Source organism: Nitrospira sp. ND1 (genome assembly GCF_900170025.1).
Classification (GTDB): domain Bacteria; phylum Nitrospirota; class Nitrospiria; order Nitrospirales; family Nitrospiraceae; genus Nitrospira_A.
In genome coordinates this window covers 405,923-424,390 of the sequence record NZ_FWEX01000005.1, presented here as the reverse complement: position 1 = coordinate 424,390, position 18,468 = coordinate 405,923, and the positions used below count along the sequence as shown (strand labels likewise).

The following is an 18,468-nucleotide window of genomic DNA, read 5'->3' as shown; positions in this document are numbered from 1 at the left end:
AACTCCCGGCTGGTCAGGACTTCCTGAGCAGGATGAGGCTCACGCTCGAAAGGGATCATAACTCCGGCATGCGTTATTTCTAGCCTTCTACCCTACTTAGTCATGTCTTAGGCCGCACGAATAAAACGTTCTTTCAGAATGCGATAGGCAAATATCGGGAGGGCTGTTTGGCGACGAAGCCGACCAGGGTTGCTGGTGAGACGATAAAACCATTCTAGGTGCAGGCTGCGGAAAAACTTTGGCGCACGTCTCACACGACCCGCAATAACATCAAACGTGCCACCGACACCTTGACAGACCTTCACCTTCAATTGTGGGAGATAGCGAGACATCCACAGTTCTTGGTGCGGGCTACCTAAGGCAACAAAGAGAAGGTCGGGCTGGCACTCGTTGATGCGCGCGACGAGTGAGGGCATCTCTTCTTTTTTCACATAACCATGTTGGGAGCCAACTATGCGAATCCCCGGATATCGGTCACGTAAGACTGCGACAGCTTGCTGGTTGACTGCCGTGCTCGCCCCAAAGAGGAAAACCGTATAACCTTTCGAGGCAGCCCGCTCGCAAAGTTGGGGCATCAGCTCGGAACCAGGGACTCGCTCGGCGTGGCCCAAACCCAAGAGTCGGGCTGCAAGGACGACACCGATGCCGTCAGGGATAAGCAGATCGGCAGACCGGAGCTGGTCAAGGAGTTCGCGATCCTGCTGGGCACGAATAATCTTCTCAGGATTTACTGCCAAGACAGTGCAAGGTTGGCGTCCATGAATCATGGATTCAGCCCAATCGACGGCTTCGTCCATGGTGACGCAGTCAACTGGAATGCCGAGAATCTCAATGCGCTTGGGTTTCATGTACGAATTCCAGAAAGAACGACAGTGTAGTTAATAAATTGTCAGGTGGACCGACACCATCAAGCTGTATCTGTGTGACAAATTCATGGGGAAGGGTTCCGCTGAAGGTCGTACAGAGGGTTGAAATCGGCTCCTTCATTCCATACTGTCTGGATCGCCAGCCGCTGATCGGATTAGTCTCGCCTCGATGCAGCGTGGTCTTACCCCCCTCAATGAGTAAATGCAAGAGGCCATCGTCACACTTGAGGATGTATCCATTGGGCGTGGTCTTTGGTTCAACAGCAAGATGCCAGTTCAGTTCAAGGTCATGGCTGCCCGAGCCGGACAGGTAGTCCCAGATGAGCCAACGACCGGCCGGCTCGTAGATCACTGCTCGCCAATGAGTTACGCCAAGGCGGCTCTTATAGCCATCATGATTTGCGATAACTGTTATTACCCCCTCCGGAGTAACATGCTGATGCGAGAGGCTCGAGTGGAACGGCTGCGACCAGAGGAAGGCAGTTTCCTGAACGGCCTGGTCGAGTCGATCTACGATAACGGTGTTGTGCGCTTGAGTTCCACGAAAGTAACCTCGCCATCTTGGGTCGCCGGAATAGGTGTAGGTTCCCGGATCAATAAAAATGTCTTGCTCACCGAAATACAAAATGATGGAGAGAGCGTCCGCATGGCCGTGACCAAAGCATGGCGGCATGCCCAAGGTCCCATGGTCGAGAACCAAGCGAAAAGGCGATGACGAGCGACCGCGAAGTATCGTGTACCCGGAGTCAGGGAATGTGATCTTAGCCACACTTCGATCCGCAACTCCATCCCAACTGATTCGCAGATGGCGTGACAGTGCATATCCCCCATCCTTGTCGCTGATCGAAGGCAGGTTGTTCGGGCTGTCGCCGAAGGCGATCAGAAACGCTCTCCCCTTTCGCACTGCGTTAGCAATTGTGGCTGGTACGGACTCGGCATGATGTTCAAGTAATGCCTGTACGAGTCCCAGTAGATCGATAATGAAAAGCTGATACCCGAGTGCCTGTTCAATCCCGCCACCATCAGGCAATATCTGTCTCGCCGACTCCTGTGCAAGAATGCGCATGCCGATAGATTTCCACTCCGATGCGCCTGAAAACTCGGGAAAGAGCGTTCCAGCGTAGACCAACCCACACCCCTCCGCGATGGTGTGATTACCCGCAGAGGAATAAAGGGATAACCGCTTTGCGATTAAGGGCGCATGGGAGGCTACTAGCTGCAACAGATTCGTTTGAGTGCGTTCTTGCGTTCGGAGTCTCATGCGAACCAAGTCTACCGCATGGCATGCAGCAATCAACCGTAGGGCGCATTCCATAGCTGAGACATAGTGGATTCCTGTGAGCGGCGGGTTTGCTGCAATCCAGGAAGCGAGGATGTTCTCCAATAACCCGATCGCCTGCTCCGCGTGGGCTGCATCCTGGCGCACGAGCAGCGCAAGGCTAACCAGTTGCTGCAATCGGGACGGTTCCCATGCTACGCGAATATCACCAAACGGGTTTCCGGCATGGTAAGGAATTGACCCAAAAAATATGCTTGGCCAAGCCTTACCGGTATCCGGTGCGCGGCTCCACAGGTGAGAATCAGGTTCCCATTTCCAGGGAAAGCCGAGGGCTGACCATTGCCCTTGAAGAAGTTGGTGAATCCTGTCATCAGTCGGATCAAAATTCCAACTTAAGGCGGGGAGCTGATCGCTTGTTTCCGTGCAAAATTGGAAATCATTCGGTCGTTCCACTTCCTTGGGTCGTGTCTCACCAAATCTGTGCTCACGGCGCAATCTAGCTAGTACAACATGCTCCCCGATGCGGTGAAACACCTCTCTGGGATGCATGACGCTTGCACGCTTGATATACCAACTTAGACTACGCATCGAGCCTTACTTGCAACCTTGCGTGGTCGATCAACTGGGGGTGACAGAATTGGTTTCCAGGATTGGGGTGGCACCTAATTCAACATACAGCGTTTCAATCTTGGGAACTACCCTATTAAGTGCAAACTGATCTCGCACCTTCCGTACAGCGGCTTCACCCATCTGCTGCCTGAGTTGCGAACCTAGGAGCAACTTCTCTATGGCTGCACACAAGGCGTCAACATTACCCGGAGATATCAGTGAACCTTCCACGCCGTCTTCCACGGCATCGGGAATTCCACCAACAGTGGTTGCGACAACCGGGAGTCCCGCAGCCATAGCCTCTAGTAAGCCCATTGGTAAGCCTTCATTGTATGAAGGCAAAACAAAGAGAGTCGCTCGTGCTAGTAAATCCTCCTTTTGACTCCCTTGGACCCAACCGAGTAACGTTATCCTATCTTGAATTCCTAGCTGCCTGGCATGCTCTGCTACGTTTTCGAGGCGACCGTCACCGCCGGCAAGTAGTCTTATTTGCGGAAAGCTCGGCGAAAGTTTCGCAATCGCTTCGAGGAGTTGGTAGATACCTTTTCGTTTCTCTAAACGCCCAAGAAATAATAGCGTAGCTGGCTCCCGTGGCGACCGCAGTGTATTAAGCTTCTGAAACGATACAGGATTCGGAATGCAGACAACGTTTCTGCTACTGGTGATTTTAGTAAGATTCGCCTGCCATGAGCGCGATAACCCAATAATCACAGCACAGTGATCCAAAACGAATCGGACAAACCACTTGCGCACCGCGCCGCATTCCTCGTGGTAATACAGCATGAACTCTGCCCCGTGAAGATGAAAAATCACGGGTCTACGCGCAGTCACTGCGAGCATAATGAACATCGATTTGCGCAGGAAGCTTGATCGAGAGGCCACATGTGCGTGTAATAGCCCCACCTGGCCTCTAGCCAATAGGCCCATGAATTTTGCATAACTTTTTATGACAATTAGAAACTTGTGTAGGTTGCCCTTATCGTCGTGGGTAGGGAGATATACAATTCCCCACCGCTCAAACATTCCTGCGACCCGGTAGGCGCTAACAACGGAAGCGATGCCACCCTTGGAATCATATGATGTCCCAATCATCACAATTTTCATGGTATCTTAAGCATGTGTTTCAGTATCACTTTGCAGTGTTTCTGGACGATCAAAGCCCCTTACTGATAATGGCGTCCTTTACGGTAATTGGAGATCCAGCTTTTAATCTACGAATCGCCTCTTCCATTGCGCGTTGTCGCGAGTTAGCCGATTGATCGTTTCCGTAACAGACTACGCAATCGATAGACCGACACCACGGGGACAATGCCTCTGAGGCTATCGAGACTTGGTCTCAACATGATGATGGTTTGAGGTGGGTTAATATCGTTGGGTCGATCGAAGCGCCCAGATATCTCCGGATATCAAGATGCTGAATCATCATCCGGTGTTTGCCTCGTTCGGTTCGCTCAATTCGAGGCACTGTCCGCACGGTCAGGGTGCATCCACCTTGGGTTTTTTGTTCGACCGCCCGAACAATCGCTCGCTGAGTTGCCGGACTGAGCGGGGTGGTAACAACCACATTCAGCACGACCTTGCCGGGCTCATGTTGCTCGTATTGAATCTCGTGCACGTCGACGAGCAGATCAAAATGGGCTGCGCCTAAGGTTGTGATGGAGACCAGTCGGTGGTCGTGGCAGACAACGAACTCTTGGAGCCGCCCCTCGATACGTTCGCAGACTGGATACAAGGGAAACTTCGGATGGTGTCGATCGCTCAGGGCGGCAAAGTCTCCGGTGCGGTAGCGGATAAACGGCATGACATGGTTGTCAAAACTGGTGCCGACGATCTCTCCGATCACTCCGGGCTGGGTGATTGGCTGGTTGTGTGGGCCCAGGAGTTCAACGTGCCCGTACTGAGGCCAGAACAAATAGCGCCCATCATCTGATCGCCCAGCTGCCATCAACACGCGTTCTGAATGTCCGTAGTGAGGAACAATGGGACAGGAAAATACGGCTTGGATTGCCGCAAGTTGATAGTCATAGATCGTCTCAGATGTGAGAAGGATTGCGCGGACGCTGTTCGTAATATCAAGTGCGGGATGATCATGCAGCCACTTTGCGAGCGCATAGACCGCTGATGGAAAGGCGTGGATGAACGTGGGTTTCCACGTCCGTAGAGGGTGCGTGTACCCATCCATATATTCAGGCTCAAGATGATCACAACTCAAAATGAGCTGCCGTCTGATTGGGTCATACATCCACAGTCGACCGTTCGGTTTGCCAGCCGTGGGTACAGTTCTCCCGCGCAGGACCAGCGTGATGTCCTGTTGGCTGACGCCCAAGGACTTCATCCATATGTCCACGTAGGCCGATTCTTTCGGTCGCGTGACATGCTTCTGCAAGTAAAAGCGCATCGGTTGCGCGGTAGAGCCCCCTGTAAACATCGGCATCCGATGATGGGCTGCGAATGATGATGAAACAAACCGGTCAGGCTGATTCTTGATCATCTCTTTTGTGATGGGACGGATCTGGTGGAGTAACTCAAGGGGGCATGTCGATGTGGCCAGCAATGATCTGTATTCCTCATAGGCGGGCACTGTTTGAATGGCCCTGGTGAGCGTGTCTGACAGCTTCTGCTCGATCAACGCACGAAGAGTCTGTTCATCTGTGCAGACTGCTTCGCTGTAGAATCGAGCATAAGCCGACCCGTATTTCAGACGGGAAGGAATCATAGCGTACACCGATCCCAGAGTGGACTTCACCCATTGCGGAGCGCTCGTGTAGGACTTGAGGAATGGATAAAGTAGATCTTCGAGTGGCATCTTCAATGGATCCTTATATTAGTAGGGGGCTCGAGTAGTGCATTACCTGTTCGATCCGAAGGCTTGAACGGACCCGCACGCAAGGCCGCAATCTGTTCGTCTGTCAAGAATCGATACTCGTAGAGGGCGGTGACCGAACTTTCCGGCCAAAGCTCACGACTTTGCGCAAGGAGCTGCAGGACTTGAGTTGAGGATCTTGCGGTCGTAAGCGCTGGGTTGGAAGGGTTAACTTCGTAGTTCCCAATGAGGATTGCCACCTTGGTCCGATCTGTAATTGTCCGCCGTAACTGAGTGAGAAATGAAGTGTTTAATGGATTGCCATAGTCCATATGGTAGATAAGGTCGATCCATCCGTTTTGTGCCCAAACCAGCCCATTAGCACCCTGCTCCATCCACTGTTGATCGCCAGCCAATGAGTCAATGGTGATGAACAGGCCTGGCCGAATACGCCTCCCCTCTTGGGCAACGAGCTCGATCAGACTTCCGACAGCATGATTATTCCAAATAATCAGCGATTCCCTAGCTGCTTGATCGAAGGATCGGGAAGCGATGTCTCTCAGCAAATTGCGGTGGCGTGTTAGTTCGTAATTCCGTTCACAAGACGAGCCGGTGCAGTGCCCTTTCGTCCTGACATAGTCTAGATTAAGTCCGTCGATATCATATTTCTGGACGACTTCGAGGATGATCCCAACCATCCAGTCTTGAAATCCTGCATGATGCCAATTGAACGACTTTTCGGGCGTGCCAGGCTCCGCAAATTCCGAAAAGAAATCTTTTTGGCGAAGTCCTACCGTAAACCAAGGATGAACATTGATTCCCAGGGCATGGGCCTTCTTGATGAGGTATCCAAGAGGGTCTGGGTTTTGGTTGACGGTCTGCTCCCATCGAGGCTCTCGTGGGGCGCGCTTCGATGGCCATGTTACACCTCGACCGTGCCAGACACATGGGATGATAGTGTCAAAGCCAGCTTCTTGGGCATGCTGGAGCAAGCGGTCGGCTCCCTCTTGAGTCAGCCATGAAAAATCTTCATCGAAGAGTACACGGCCTGGCTTTGGAGATACTTCTGCCGAAGAAGCGAGGGGGAAGGCCATTTGAATGCCAATAAGAATAAGCCAGGCAAGAAGTGGGAACACTGATCCCAGCCATTGCCCATGTTGGAAGGCGGGGTTTTGTAGGCGCATATTAGAACCCAAGAATACGTGGTTCATGCGTGCTCCGGTTTTCTATCACTCCTTGCGGAGGAACTGTGCTGCCTTGCTTGGAGATGTTCAGCCGAGCCTCATTGAGCCCCAGGAGAATAAAGAAAAGGTATGGCATGAGCCCGTGCATCATCCCATTGGTAAGGCCGTTGGCAAAGAGAAGGAACATCATCGTGAGGTTTCCTGCACACCAGGGATCAGTTACAGCAATTGTTTGACTGGACATAAAGTGAAGGAGAAGGATGCCGGCACACAGCAAATATCCAGCCACTCCACCGTACTCTAACCATTCCAGATGGAAATTATGAACCGTAGAGCCCAACTCGTCGGGTGGCCGTAATCCTGTCCCAAAGATGGGTGCTGCTTCAAAGTGGCGGAGGCTTTCTCGAAATGTGAGTAAGCGGCCGTGAAGGCCCTCCTTCCAGTACTCGATATTTGTTAGTCGTTCAATGCCATTTTCCTGGCCAGGCTTCCACCCTTTAGCTTTCATCAGCTCTAAGTTGGACGACAAGAACAGAGTTCCTCCAAGACTTGCTCCTAGAAATATCACAATCAAGAGGAACCCCCTTCCGGCTCGAACGATTCGCCAGATCCCTGGAGCAAAGACAAGGAGCACAAGATAGGAACGCGCCATCGAGGCTACGAGTCCACCCATGCTTGCCAATATACCGAGCCTGCGGATAAGGCGCGGAGCAGTTGTAGAGATAAAGAGAACAACTAGGGCGACCATACTCATGGTACTGACCGCAATCGCATCCCGAGACAAGACGCGCACGCGCATGGTCATTCCGGATTCAATGAAAGCCGCCAACGCCACCAAGGAGAACAGCGAAAATCCAATTGTCAGAGCTGTGATTGTATGTCGGTATTCCTTTTCCGTCTCGACGAGAGCCTTAATTACATAATACGATGCTACAGGAACAAAGATGGCATGGACGGCAAGGTATCCTGCACCCAGAGGATTGCTGGCAAAGAGTGTGGACGTAAGGTATGAGCTGCAGAGCAAGATGATTCCATAGTCTATCAGACGAAGACCAAACGGATATTTCCCAATGAGTTTACGATAGAGCGCCATGGGGATTAGGAGCAGAATGCTCGTCATGTAAAGTGTTAGCGTCACAAGACCGACTTCGAATGTTGCGGCTCCTACTGAAAATGGGAGCCATGCCAGGGCGGCGCAAAGCAATATCTTAGTCCATTTCATGAGGTACGCTGTCTTGGTGTCGCCAATGATGCCACGAGCGAAATGGTTTCTCTCTCATAATGAAACAACATGAATGCTTGCGAGGCGAGTGCGAATAGTGCGAGGGCAATATTGGGCTGAGCAGCGATGCCCATCGGTACAATGAGCCAGAGCGCGAGTCCTAAAGGAACGAAGAGTAGTGCCTGTCTGGAGAGTAAAGACACGCTCTGGTGAACGGTTACACCAGCGACTTGAAGAAGATACAGAATTCCAATCCCATACAAACCTGCACTGACCGTAGTAATGCCGATTAATACAATTGTCGGATCCTGAAACCAAGATGCTAATCCAATAATGGTTATGGTTCGAAGTGCGAGATTTATGGTGTCAAACCACAAGCGAGCCGTCTGGGCTTCGAATACATCGAAAAGCACGCTCAAAGGGCGGTGCAAAAACATAAAGAGGAAACCGATTGCGAGGACTTCTGCATAGGCGCCGGCCTGTTCCCAGGAGGCCCCGAATACCAGACGAAAGGAGGGTTTTCCTAGAAACCATAACGCCAGTGTCACGGGTATAATCACGCACAACATAGTCCGAAAAAGCCTAAGCGTATCATTTGCCAGCTTCGCAGAATTTCCGCGATTGAGTATAGCTCTTTGAAAAAAGGTACTAGCCAGTGCATCCCCGGCAATGAGTAAGGGGACATTCGCAACTTGAAAAGCAAGTGCATAGTACCCAGTAGTCACTGGCGAATAGTAGATGGCGAGCAACAATGCGGGCGCTTGACGTGCAGCACTATCGCACAGAGTGGCGCACGAAGAAACCAGCGCAAAATGGCGGTAACGACTCATGATGCGAAATAGTTGTAGCAGTGAGAGCGATGCCCACATTCCTCTTTCATAAGAACGGCGAGCAGCTCGTAGTAAAACATACGTTGACGTCACCGATCCAAGAAGACGTCCCCAGGCGAGGCCGAGATGTTGTGTGATTGACGAGAGTGCGCAGAGACAGCTAACTGCCCGATCTGAAAATGACTCTGCAACACGGGCAGCCGCGGTAGAACGATAGTCATTATGAGTCATGAGCCAGGACGTTAGTAATTGAGACACCCCAATTGCAGCGAAGTTGAGCGGCAATATCCATAGCAAGGCATGAATTCCGCTACCACTCCACTTATCTGGCAAGACATCCCAATAGAGAATCGGTGAGATGAGTAGGAATAGAAATGTAGTTCCAAAACCCAACACGCCCAGGGCGATCATGAATACCGCCATTGAATCCTCAGACTTCGTTGCGATAGCAATCGCTGTATGAAACCGCAGGCTTGAGATAGGAATCAGAGTACTCAGGACTGCGAGGTAAATTGAGAATGCGCCATAGTCCAGCGGACTGTACAGTCGGGTAAGCAGCGGAACAATTAAAAGACTCAGTACTTGAGCAGCCACATTTGCAAGGCCGAGATGGAATACATTTCGGATGAACATAGTCTAGATCTCGCGCTGTGGAATCAAGGGCTAAGAATTGCTGTGGCGCTGGAGGATTGTGAAGTACTTCTGCTCAAGCATTTCAGCAAGCAAAGGATAATCGCGCCTCGAAGCAATATAGGGGCGACCGCGCTCAGCCATCAATTTGGCTTCTTCAGGATGACTCAAGAGATGAAGGACCCCCTCAGCAAACGCCTGTTCGGTTGACGCTACGCACAGTCCTGCTCCACTTTGCGTCAGAATTTCACGTTGCTCTGGATGGTCATTTGCAACGACCGCTTTATTGAGTGCTAGATATTCGACTAGTTTCGTTGGACTCCCCACGTCAAAAACTGGTGAAGGTGGAATGTAGGACAAGCATACATCGGCCTTCAGGACATGTGCCCAGGCCTCCTGACGCGGGAGTAGACCGGTGATGGTGAGGAGACTCTGAAGTCCGAGTGCGTGGGCCTCTTCCTTCAGAGCATGTTCATCTTCCTGACAATTTCCTCCTCCCACGAAAACTAGATGGGTCCTTGGCTCTGCGCGTTGAATGATAGTAAATGCGCGCAAAAGAAATCCCAACTTTCGGAGATGACTCAAGCTTCCCAGATAAACTAAATAGTATGGCTGATTTGGCTCTCGGGCATTAGTATTTTGAGTGGGTGTTAACTGAGGAATATCGACTAACGAAACTCCCATTGGCACAGGAGTAATCTTTTCGGGAGAAATGCCGTGTATTACAAGAGTGGTTTTCATGCGGGTGCTTTGAACAAACACATGTGATGCAGCCGGGAGCGCAATCTTGTAGAGAATTAGGTTGAATAACCAGTATCGTACCAGCTGGTAGTACCTCGTCGGTCCGTGGCTCTCATCGGCAAGATACTGGGCCTCTTCCGGGTAAGGAAATGAGAGCCAATAGAAAAAGGGAGTCTTGTACCACTTGGCGATCAATATCGTCGGGATGACAGCCAGAAACTTGTCTTTCAGCTGCACGAAATCAAAGGATCCGGTTCGGAGAATCTTAATGAGCTTCAGGTCGTTTAGGAGGTCACGCCACCGATTATACAGATTGGTTACAAAACTGGTACCACTTCGCCGCCCACCAAGGTATAGCGGACCACAGGGCCATAATAATTCCAGCCGCGGCTCAGCTGGATTTTTAGAGGTGAGTATCCAGGTAATCTGATGATCCAGGCGAATAAGCTCCCGACCAAACAAGGTCATCACATCTGGGCGAACTGGAGGAAAGGGGTCGGCTGCCAGAAAAACGAATCGCAATCTGTCTCGCCTCGTCTGCCCGATGGTCATTCTTGCTCCCTAGGAGCCCGTCCGATTAATGATCCGACGAGCGATTAAAGCCGGCTTTCTTAGAAGCTGCTCAGATGTTCTCATTGGGAAGGGGCGGGATGACATGCCCCGAGGAACTCGGCCGCGTTGAACCTCAAGGCGGAATCGTGCCGGGCTCACACCCTTACCTGGTGAGGGCCTTCGCCAGTTTCAGGAGGTTATGGGCGCTGCACACCAGACTCCACTCCTGTGTCACCTTCTCGATCCCCCGCAGCAGCACCTGCCGAAACCCACGCGCCTGTTTGATCTGGCCGAAGACGGGCTCCACGGTCTGCTTGCGCAGCCGATATCGACTGCGACGACCACCCCGTCTCAGCTTCACCTGCATGGCTCGTGTTCGAGCCCAGTCTTCGCCTGACGGTTTCCGCCGGCCGAGGCCTGCCCGTGTTGTTGCCGACCCGTCGTGACGTAACTATGGATATGACGCCGATTCAGCTCTCGGAAGTTGGCTTCAGAACTGTAGTCCAGCATCGGCCGATAACTCCCGTGCCTGCCGACCGGTATTCTGCTTGATCTGGGCCACCATCGGAGCGAGTTGCTGCCGGTCGTTGGCTGCCGCCGTTACTCGGGGCGCCACGATGATCTGGCTGGCCGCATCCGCCGCCGCCTGCGCGTTGTCTCCTTGCACGAAGCCCTCTGTCGTCTTCATGAATCGGCTCTCGGGATCGGTGAAATTGCGCTGGGCCCTGTCCCGAGGGACGCCTGGCGGGTGTATGGGCAGGCGGCCGCGCTGAGGCCGAGCCTCGGCATTGCCCGCACGACGCGTGTGCGTGGCCTGGGCGGTCGCAGGAGCCTCTGCCTCCAAGGCGATCTTCGCCTGCCGAATCTTCTCCAGCCGGTGCTGTTTCTCCGTGTTCCACGCTGGCAGTTCATCCCCACGACGGTCTCGGCCCCACTCCACATCTTCTCGGGCATCGAGGGCCTCCGCCTTCTCCAGCCACCCCTGCACCGTCGCAGCCAGGTCCGCTTCGGCCTGTTGCATGCGGCCATCACTCATCGCCTTGTGCTTCGAGGCGTTGGCCTTGAGTTTCGTTCCATTGAGCGCGACATGCCCCAACGTGACCAACCCCGCCTTCTGGCATAGCTTGAGCACTTGCGTGAACAGCTCGCCCAACGCCGTGAGATGGCGCTTCCGAAAATCGCTAACCGTGCGAAAGTCTGGTGCCTGGCGGGCGGTCACCGCCATGAAATCTACCCGCTCCTCCCACGCCTTCGCGATCCGCCGCGAGGCGTAGCGTCCTTGGCAGTAGGAATAGAGCACCAGGGCGGTCATCATGACGGGGTCGTACCGCGGAAACCCGCGATCTTCCGTGTAGGTCTTCAGGATTGCCGACAGGTCCAGCGAGTCTCGGACCATGTCCCGCACGAAGTGTGCCAGATGTCCCGTGGGTACCAGTTCCTGAATCGCTGGAGGCAGCAGCACCAGCTGATCGACGTCCCACGATTTGAATCTTTTCGCCATGCAGCAGAGAAACCACATCGCGTATTGCCTGTCCAGTCAAAAGTTAGGCGTTACTCGGACAGGCTCCTAGCTGTGAGAAAAAAAAGCAACAGTCTTGTGATTTAGGGAAGGTCTGATTAATCCAAAATTCCAGACAGCAATGAGTTAGATTCCCTCTGTTTTAGACACCGACTCATCAAAGTCAGGAATTAATCAGACCTTCCTTAGGCATGCTGTGTCTCCATCTGCCGCCAGAGCCTCCGATGTTTCAGCATCGCATTTGAGGATCGTCAGCAACTTGTGCAAGGCAGTTTGGCATCGAGATTGCCGAGGTACAGTTCTTTCTGAACCCCCAACTTGATTCGAGCCGCGGCCCGCGTGATTTTTCTGGTCACGAAGGTTTCGCCGCGTCGAGGGGATTCATGATTGAATAAGATGCCGCTGCAGGCAAAGAGATCGTAGGCCTCGCGATAATTGACCGTGATCCAGTGGGCATACACTTTGGCGGCGCCATAGGGACTGCGCGGGTAAAACGGGGTCTGTTCCCGCTGCGGAATTTCCTGCACCTTGCCGAACATTTCGCTGGAGGAGGCCTGGTAAAACTTGGGTTTGATTCCGGACTCCCGAATGGCCTCCAAAAGGCGGACGGTTCCCAGCGCGGTGATTTCTGCGGTGTACTCGGGCACATCGAAGCTGACGCGCACGTGGCTTTGGGCGCCTAAGTTGTAAATTTCATCCGGTTGAATCGTGCGGAGGATTCGATTCAGCGAACTGGCGTCGTTCAGATCTCCGTAGACGAGCCGCAACCGCGCTTCCGGCACGTGCGGATCCTGGTAGATACCGTCGATGCGGGCCGTATTTAAGGAACTGGAGCGACGGACGATCCCATGGACTTCATAACCTTTGGCCAGCAGTAGTTCTGCCAGATACGACCCGTCTTGTCCGCTGATACCTGTGATGAGTGCTTTCTTCACGCGTCGCGTTGCTCCCTCTTTCTTGGCTCAACAGCACACCTGCGGGTGTCGCGGGTCAGGCGGAGTACGCTCACCTGACTTGGAGAGCCTTGTTCCTTATCACAATTCCGCTACGTAGTGTTAGTGCCGTTCGCCACTGGCTCCAGATCCATACAGACGATGTCTTATCGTGACACACTCACCGCGGATTGCCGCACTGAACTGTGTCAGGACTGACGGCCGGTCTTTACGTGGTATTTCGGCATTGACCTCAGCGCACGACGAATGTACTGTGCCTTCATCGACGGTGCACCTTACCAAGGCCGAATGGACGGAGCCTTGTTCACAATTTTCTTTCCCACTCATTCTGTATGGCGTGTCATTGCGCGTAACGCTTTCATTCAATCCCGATGCCCTTCCCCAACGCCTCGCCTCGTCGGTGAAAGCGCTCGCTGCGCCTGGACGTCTGGAATGGTGGAGCCATGCGCGGGAACGGGCGCTGTTTTCGCTGCTCCACCTGCGGCAGGGGCTCGGCAGGCAATCGCTCCATCGACAATTTTCCGCGCAGGATGTGCCGCGGTACTCATTCTGCACGAGTCCCTCGCCGCTGCTGCCTTCCCTGCCCTGGCATCTTCCGGCCGATGACGGACAGTTGGACGCGTTGCTCAAAGGCGTCGTCACCATCTTCGGGTATTCCTGGGCCTGGGCTCCCGATGGCTCCTGTTGGCATCGAGCGCCGGATACGGGAGCGCTGTGGCCGCGCCGGTTTTTTGCCGACATTCCGGTTCATGCCGGCAACCCCTGCGGAGATATTCGTATCGCATGGGAGCCTTCACGCCTTCAGCACCTGGTGCTCCTGGCCCTGCTGGCGCAACAGGCTGACCCGGCCGTGCGCACCAGCGCCGTGGCGGCGGTGGAGGCTCAGCTCGTCTCCTGGGTCGAGGCGAATCTTTTTTTGACCGGGATCCACTATATCTCCCCGACGGAATGCGCACTTCGACTGCTGGCCGTGTGTCATACCGTGGATGCACTCCGCCCGTTGGTGCCCGACTCTGCGCCGCTGTGGCCTGCGCTGCTGACCCTCATGTTCGGCCATGCGGAGCTGATCCGGAAACGCCTGTCGCTGCGCCTGACTACTCCTCGTGACACATTGGCCGCGGCGGTGGCGTTGATCTATGCGGGCAGTCTCCTGCCTGAACTGGACATGGCCGAGCGCTGGCTCGCCTTCGGGCATTACCTGCTGGAAGAAGAAACTCCCCGGCATATCAGTCATGACGGCGGTAGTCAGGAACAGGGAATGGGGTACCTTCAGTTCTGCACGGATCTCTACGGGATGGTGCTGTCGCTGCTCGATCATCGGCAGGCGCCCGTTCCGGAAAAGATCCGCCAGGTGTTCGCGCGCAGCTGCGATTTTCTCTCGGAGTTCCGCAATTCCACCGACGGGAGCCTGCCGCGGATCGGGGAAGGTGAGGATGAACACGCGCTCTCTCCGTACATGCATTTCGCTCACCCTCACAAGCCGCATTCCCCCGGGCTGACCACCTTTCATCTCTCCGGCTATTCGATTATTCGCGGCCGGATGCAGGACAAGGCGATTTTCGATCATGGTGCATTGGGCATGGCGCCCCGGTTTGCGCACGGTCATGCCGACGCCCTGTCTCTGTTTCTTCAGGTCGGCGCGCGCGATGTGTTGATCGACCCGGGCACCTACACCTGCGCCGGCAATGAAGAGTGGCGGATGTATTTTCGCAGTACACGGGCCCACAATACGGTGACCATCGACGGGCTGGATCAGGCGGTCCAGGACGGCCCGTTGGCCTGGTCACTGCCCTTCGAGACTCGCCTGGTCTACAAAGATGAGACACCGGAAGGGAAAATCACCGTGATCGCGAGGCACTATGGATACAAGGATCGATTGGGTGTGACCCATTTACGCGGGGTGTCGTATGAGCCGCCCGGCTCCTGGATGATTTGGGACTGGCTTACGGGCACCGGCACCCATCATGTGGAACTCAATTGGCATTTGGGCTGCCGGCCGATTCCTGTGGATGGAGGCTATCGTTTGGAAGGGTTCGATCACCCGCTCCTGCTCACCATTGAAGGTGGCGCGAGTACGCTCTGTGAGGGTAGCGTGCAACCGGTGGGTGGATGGGCTTCGAAACGGTACGGCTCAAAGGATCCGATTACGACGCTGCGAGTCGATTACACCGGTTCGATCCCGCATGAATTCATGACTCGTTTGCGCTTCGTGTAGCCTGGACTATTCATGAATGCCTGCTCAGTCGTCCGATCCTCTCGCCCGGCAGGGTTGTTCTCGTTCGGCCTTCTCGACGGACTGCGAGTCCGCCTTCGTCGGCCTCGCTTGCGAGAAGTCACGGCGGGCTTCGGCCTCGCAGACCTCGCGACGGCATTCATGAATAATCCGGGCTAGGAGTTTTCCCCGGCGATCGCTTCGTTTCCCGTCTCCGCGCGACCACGCATCCTCTATTCCGATTAGCCGACGATCACAGGGCTGATGTGTGCCGTGTTCGTCATACCCAGACTCGGGCACAGGGTCAGTTTCGCGATGTCAGAATGAGAGTTTGTCCGGAAGGCTAGACATTCGACTGCCACAACTGTACAGTAAGACGTACAGATAAGGAGCCCGCTATGGATGCGATCACCTACACTGCCGTTCGCGCAAACCTTGCAAGCGCCATGGACCGCGTGTGCGACGACCATGAAGCCTTGATCATTACTCGCAACGGAGAACAGTCCGTCGTCATGCTCTCGCTCGAAGACTACAAGGCGCTTGAAGAAACCGCCTATCTCTTGCGCACCCCCGCCAATGCCACACGTCTGCTTGCTGCCGCGGCACAGCTGAACGCCGGCAAAGGGGTTCAGCGGAAGTTGGCCAAGTGAAGCTGATCTTCGCCGAGGAGGCCTGGGAAGATTATCTGTACTGGCTACAGCAAGACAGGCGCATGGTCGAGCGAATCAACAAGCTGATACGCGAGACACAGCGTCAGCCATTCGCGGGCATGGGCAAGCCTGAACCATTGAAGCATGCGCTTTCAGGATTCTGGTCGCGCCGAATAACCGATGAACATCGCATGGTGTACCGCGTCGAGAGTGATGCTCTGATGATCGCTCAGCTGCGTTTCCATTACTGAAGCGCTCGGTAGTGGAATAATTGGGGCAAGCTGAGTGTTGATCGATGGGAAGACTCTTGCCCTCGTTTTCCGTTACACAGGCATGGTCTCTGGACCATTCGATGGAGGGATAGGCCCCCAACACTTCCTGAATCGCATTTCCCGCCGCCGATAAACCCACAATCGTCCTGACGGTCACTCGCATACCCCGGTACCATATTCAGAGGCGAGCAGCGTTTTCAGATGTCCCACTATGCGCTCTGCCGCTTTGCCGCCCCATTTCGGCGGAATCGCGCCCTTCTTCCACTGGCCGGTCATCACGCGCGCAAGGGCCGGAGGGATTTTTCGCGGATCGGTTCCGATCAACTCGTTGGTCCTGATCGTGACGGTTTCCGGCCGTTCTGTGTTGTCATGCAGGGTCAGACAGGGGGTCTACAGCGCCCGGAACCCTTCCAACTTGCTTGCGGCTTGATCGAAGGTGACCGTCGAGTCGCAGCCGGCTAACCGATTGGTGGCTCCCAACAAACAATCCGCAAAGTCCGCCTTTCCATGTTGATACATACGAAAGGCCGTCCACGTTGACTGAGGATCCTCTATCTTGAACTGGCTCGTTCGCAAGAGTTTGTCCAGCACGCTCACAACGGTCGCCTTTGAATACCCATACGCGCTTTCCAGCACCCAGACCATTTCACACAACACGATGCGATTGATGAACCCCGGATCGTCACGTGTGCATTGCTTCGTAATGATGTGGGTTGCAGCGCGCGACTGTCCGGGATCGTCCTGCACCAAATGTCTGATGAGGACATTGGTATCGATTCCGATCATCGCCGTGCCCCGCGCTTGCGAATCGCTTGATTCATCGCAGTGACACTGACCGGCTTAGCGGGCCGCTTGAGCATGCCGGCAAGTTCCGATGCATCGATACTCGCGGGCAAAATCAAGACACGTCCATCTTCATCGATCACAAACTCCAGACGATCTCCGGGATGGAGATTGAGCTGCTTCCGCACCTCTATCGGTATGGTGGTTTGGCCTTTGCTCGTCAACGTCGACGTGGACATTCTGCCTCCTTACAGTAACAACTATTCATTACATTAGCGTAACGATAGAAGAAGCACAAGGTCATGGCCTTAGCCCGGACTCTTCATGCGTATCTGCTCCGGGGTCCGATCCTCTCGCCCGGTGGGGACGTTCTCGTTCGGCCTCCTCGACGGACTGTCGGTACGCCTGCGTCGGCCTCGCGTACGAGAAGCCCCGGCGGGCGTCGGTCTCGAACGCCTCGCGACGGCATTCATGAATAATCGGGGCTCATGTCCCTTCGACCGGTTTATTCAGAGACGAGCAGCGTTTCCAGATGTCCCACGATGCGCTCTGCCGCGTTGCCGTCCCATTTGGGAGGAATCGCGCCTTTCTTCCATTGCCCGGCCATCACGCGCTCGAGGGCCGGAGGGAGTTTGCGCAGATCGGTTCCGATCAGTTCGTCGGTCCCGATCGTCACGGTCTCCGGTCGTTCGGTGTTATCATGAACAGCCAGGCATCATTCGGAACCACATTCAAGAACGAGCGGTGCATTTCTTCGGTTCGCCGGCTAGTCAAACGGTAAGATTCGTGCTCTGGCGCGTTGGGGGTCAATAGAGATCAGCGCCCCCTCTTCGAGTTCCCGGCGAAATTGCTCGATTGCATTGATGAGCACGACTCGAAGCGCGTCGGGCAGCACGTTCTGTGTGCGCACCTGTATGACGCTTGGGCCGACTGCCCGTGTTGCGGCGAGCAATGCTGAGAAATCTAGATCATGCGTGACGATTACATAAGCATTGTCTCTGGCCCATTTCATAATGACTTCGTCGGTCGCGCGATGATCGCCGATGGTCGACCAGTGGATGGCGTCCCACCCTGCCGCAGTGAACACGCGTAGCCAGTCAGGCGTAAGATTCATGTCGAGAAGAAACTTCATCAGGAAACCAATGGAAGGTCTTTTTCCTCTGAACGCCAGGCTGCGTAGGTTAATGCTTGCAAAATATCCTCCCGTTCGATGTAGGGATAGGCCGCCAACACTTCCTCAATCGCTTTTCCCGTCGCCATTACACCCACGATTGTCCCGACGGTCACTCGCATACCCCGGATACAAGGTTTCCCCCCCATGACCGCTGGGTCCATGGTGATACGATTCAATTCTTTCATGGTG

15 protein-coding genes and 5 pseudogenes are annotated in these 18,468 nt (G+C 54.3%); 3 read left to right on the top strand and 17 right to left on the bottom strand.

The features are described from left to right. Positions 1-107: 107 nt before the first annotated feature. From NSND_RS02120 to NSND_RS02075, 10 genes and pseudogenes are all read right to left on the bottom strand, one after another. Positions 108-848 (bottom strand): WecB/TagA/CpsF family glycosyltransferase, encoded by a 741-nt coding sequence (locus tag NSND_RS02120; RefSeq protein ID WP_200810458.1) that lies wholly within the window; start codon positions 846-848, stop codon positions 108-110. Then, complete coding sequence (locus NSND_RS02115) at positions 829-2,598, bottom strand: heparinase II/III family protein (RefSeq protein ID WP_159450581.1); 1,770 nt, start codon at positions 2,596-2,598, stop codon at positions 829-831. The genes NSND_RS02120 and NSND_RS02115 overlap by 20 nt, the downstream gene beginning before the upstream one ends. A 165-nt stretch (positions 2,599-2,763) precedes the next feature. Then, on the bottom strand, positions 2,764-3,858 hold the full coding sequence (locus tag NSND_RS02110) for a glycosyltransferase family 4 protein (RefSeq protein WP_080877389.1): 1,095 nt from the start codon (positions 3,856-3,858) through the stop codon (positions 2,764-2,766). Between the two features lie 232 nt (positions 3,859-4,090). Beyond that, a complete protein-coding gene (locus NSND_RS02105; protein WP_080877388.1) occupies positions 4,091-5,560 on the bottom strand; it encodes a phenylacetate--CoA ligase family protein in 1,470 nt (489 codons plus the stop codon). A 2-nt stretch (positions 5,561-5,562) separates the two neighbouring features. Further along, on the bottom strand, positions 5,563-6,768 hold the full coding sequence (locus NSND_RS02100; protein WP_080877387.1) for a family 10 glycosylhydrolase: 1,206 nt from the start codon (positions 6,766-6,768) through the stop codon (positions 5,563-5,565). Beyond that, a complete protein-coding gene (locus tag NSND_RS02095; protein WP_080877386.1) occupies positions 6,743-7,963 on the bottom strand; it encodes a hypothetical protein in 1,221 nt (406 codons plus the stop codon). The genes NSND_RS02100 and NSND_RS02095 overlap by 26 nt, the downstream gene beginning before the upstream one ends. Next, entirely contained in the window at positions 7,960-9,426 is a 1,467-nt protein-coding gene (locus NSND_RS02090; protein ID WP_080877385.1) for a lipopolysaccharide biosynthesis protein, read from the bottom strand. The genes NSND_RS02095 and NSND_RS02090 overlap by 4 nt, the downstream gene beginning before the upstream one ends. Positions 9,427-9,456: 30 nt before the next feature. Beyond that, positions 9,457-10,716, bottom strand: a complete 1,260-nt coding sequence (locus NSND_RS02085) for a glycosyltransferase family 4 protein (protein ID WP_080877384.1) — start codon at positions 10,714-10,716, stop codon at positions 9,457-9,459. 163 nt (positions 10,717-10,879) lie between these two features. Then, a pseudogene (locus NSND_RS02080) lies at positions 10,880-12,217 on the bottom strand (IS1182 family transposase). Positions 12,218-12,507: 290 nt separating this feature from the next. Continuing rightward, a pseudogene (locus NSND_RS02075) lies at positions 12,508-13,170 on the bottom strand (GDP-mannose 4,6-dehydratase); the annotation flags it as partial. Positions 13,171-13,531: 361 nt separating this feature from the next. Here NSND_RS02075 and NSND_RS02070 point away from each other — a divergent pair. From NSND_RS02070 to NSND_RS02060, 3 genes are all read left to right on the top strand, one after another. After that, the gene (locus NSND_RS02070) at positions 13,532-15,403 is read left to right on the top strand and encodes a heparinase II/III family protein (RefSeq protein ID WP_143833349.1); all 1,872 of its coding nucleotides are present in this window, start codon (positions 13,532-13,534) and stop codon (positions 15,401-15,403) included. 395 nt (positions 15,404-15,798) lie between these two features. Beyond that, positions 15,799-16,050, top strand: coding sequence for a type II toxin-antitoxin system Phd/YefM family antitoxin (locus tag NSND_RS02065; protein ID WP_080877382.1), 252 nt, complete (start codon positions 15,799-15,801; stop codon positions 16,048-16,050). Beyond that, complete coding sequence (locus tag NSND_RS02060) at positions 16,047-16,301, top strand: Txe/YoeB family addiction module toxin (protein ID WP_080877381.1); 255 nt, start codon at positions 16,047-16,049, stop codon at positions 16,299-16,301. The genes NSND_RS02065 and NSND_RS02060 overlap by 4 nt, the downstream gene beginning before the upstream one ends. A gap of 139 nt (positions 16,302-16,440) precedes the next feature. Here the strand turns inward: NSND_RS02060 and NSND_RS22000 are convergent. From NSND_RS22000 to NSND_RS02030, 7 genes and pseudogenes are all read right to left on the bottom strand, one after another. Next, positions 16,441-16,485 (bottom strand): annotated as a pseudogene (locus tag NSND_RS22000) (hypothetical protein); the annotation flags it as partial. Beyond that, positions 16,476-16,709, bottom strand: a pseudogene (locus NSND_RS02050) (UDP-N-acetylglucosamine 2-epimerase (non-hydrolyzing)); the annotation flags it as partial. The pseudogenes NSND_RS02050 and NSND_RS22000, both read right to left, overlap by 10 nt. Positions 16,710-16,712: 3 nt before the next feature. Next, positions 16,713-17,108 (bottom strand): PIN domain-containing protein, encoded by a 396-nt coding sequence (locus NSND_RS02045; RefSeq protein WP_080877380.1) that lies wholly within the window; start codon positions 17,106-17,108, stop codon positions 16,713-16,715. After that, a complete protein-coding gene (locus tag NSND_RS02040) occupies positions 17,105-17,344 on the bottom strand; it encodes an AbrB/MazE/SpoVT family DNA-binding domain-containing protein (protein ID WP_080877379.1) in 240 nt (79 codons plus the stop codon). Before NSND_RS02040 ends, NSND_RS02045 begins: the two co-directional genes overlap by 4 nt. A gap of 266 nt (positions 17,345-17,610) precedes the next feature. Next, positions 17,611-17,820: pseudogene (locus tag NSND_RS20820) on the bottom strand (UDP-N-acetylglucosamine 2-epimerase (non-hydrolyzing)); the annotation flags it as partial. A 51-nt stretch (positions 17,821-17,871) separates the two neighbouring features. Next, positions 17,872-18,237, bottom strand: a complete 366-nt coding sequence (locus tag NSND_RS02035; protein WP_080877378.1) for a DUF5615 family PIN-like protein — start codon at positions 18,235-18,237, stop codon at positions 17,872-17,874. After that, positions 18,237-18,464, bottom strand: a complete 228-nt coding sequence (locus tag NSND_RS02030; protein WP_080877377.1) for a DUF433 domain-containing protein — start codon at positions 18,462-18,464, stop codon at positions 18,237-18,239. Before NSND_RS02030 ends, NSND_RS02035 begins: the two co-directional genes overlap by 1 nt. Positions 18,465-18,468 lie beyond the last annotated feature (4 nt).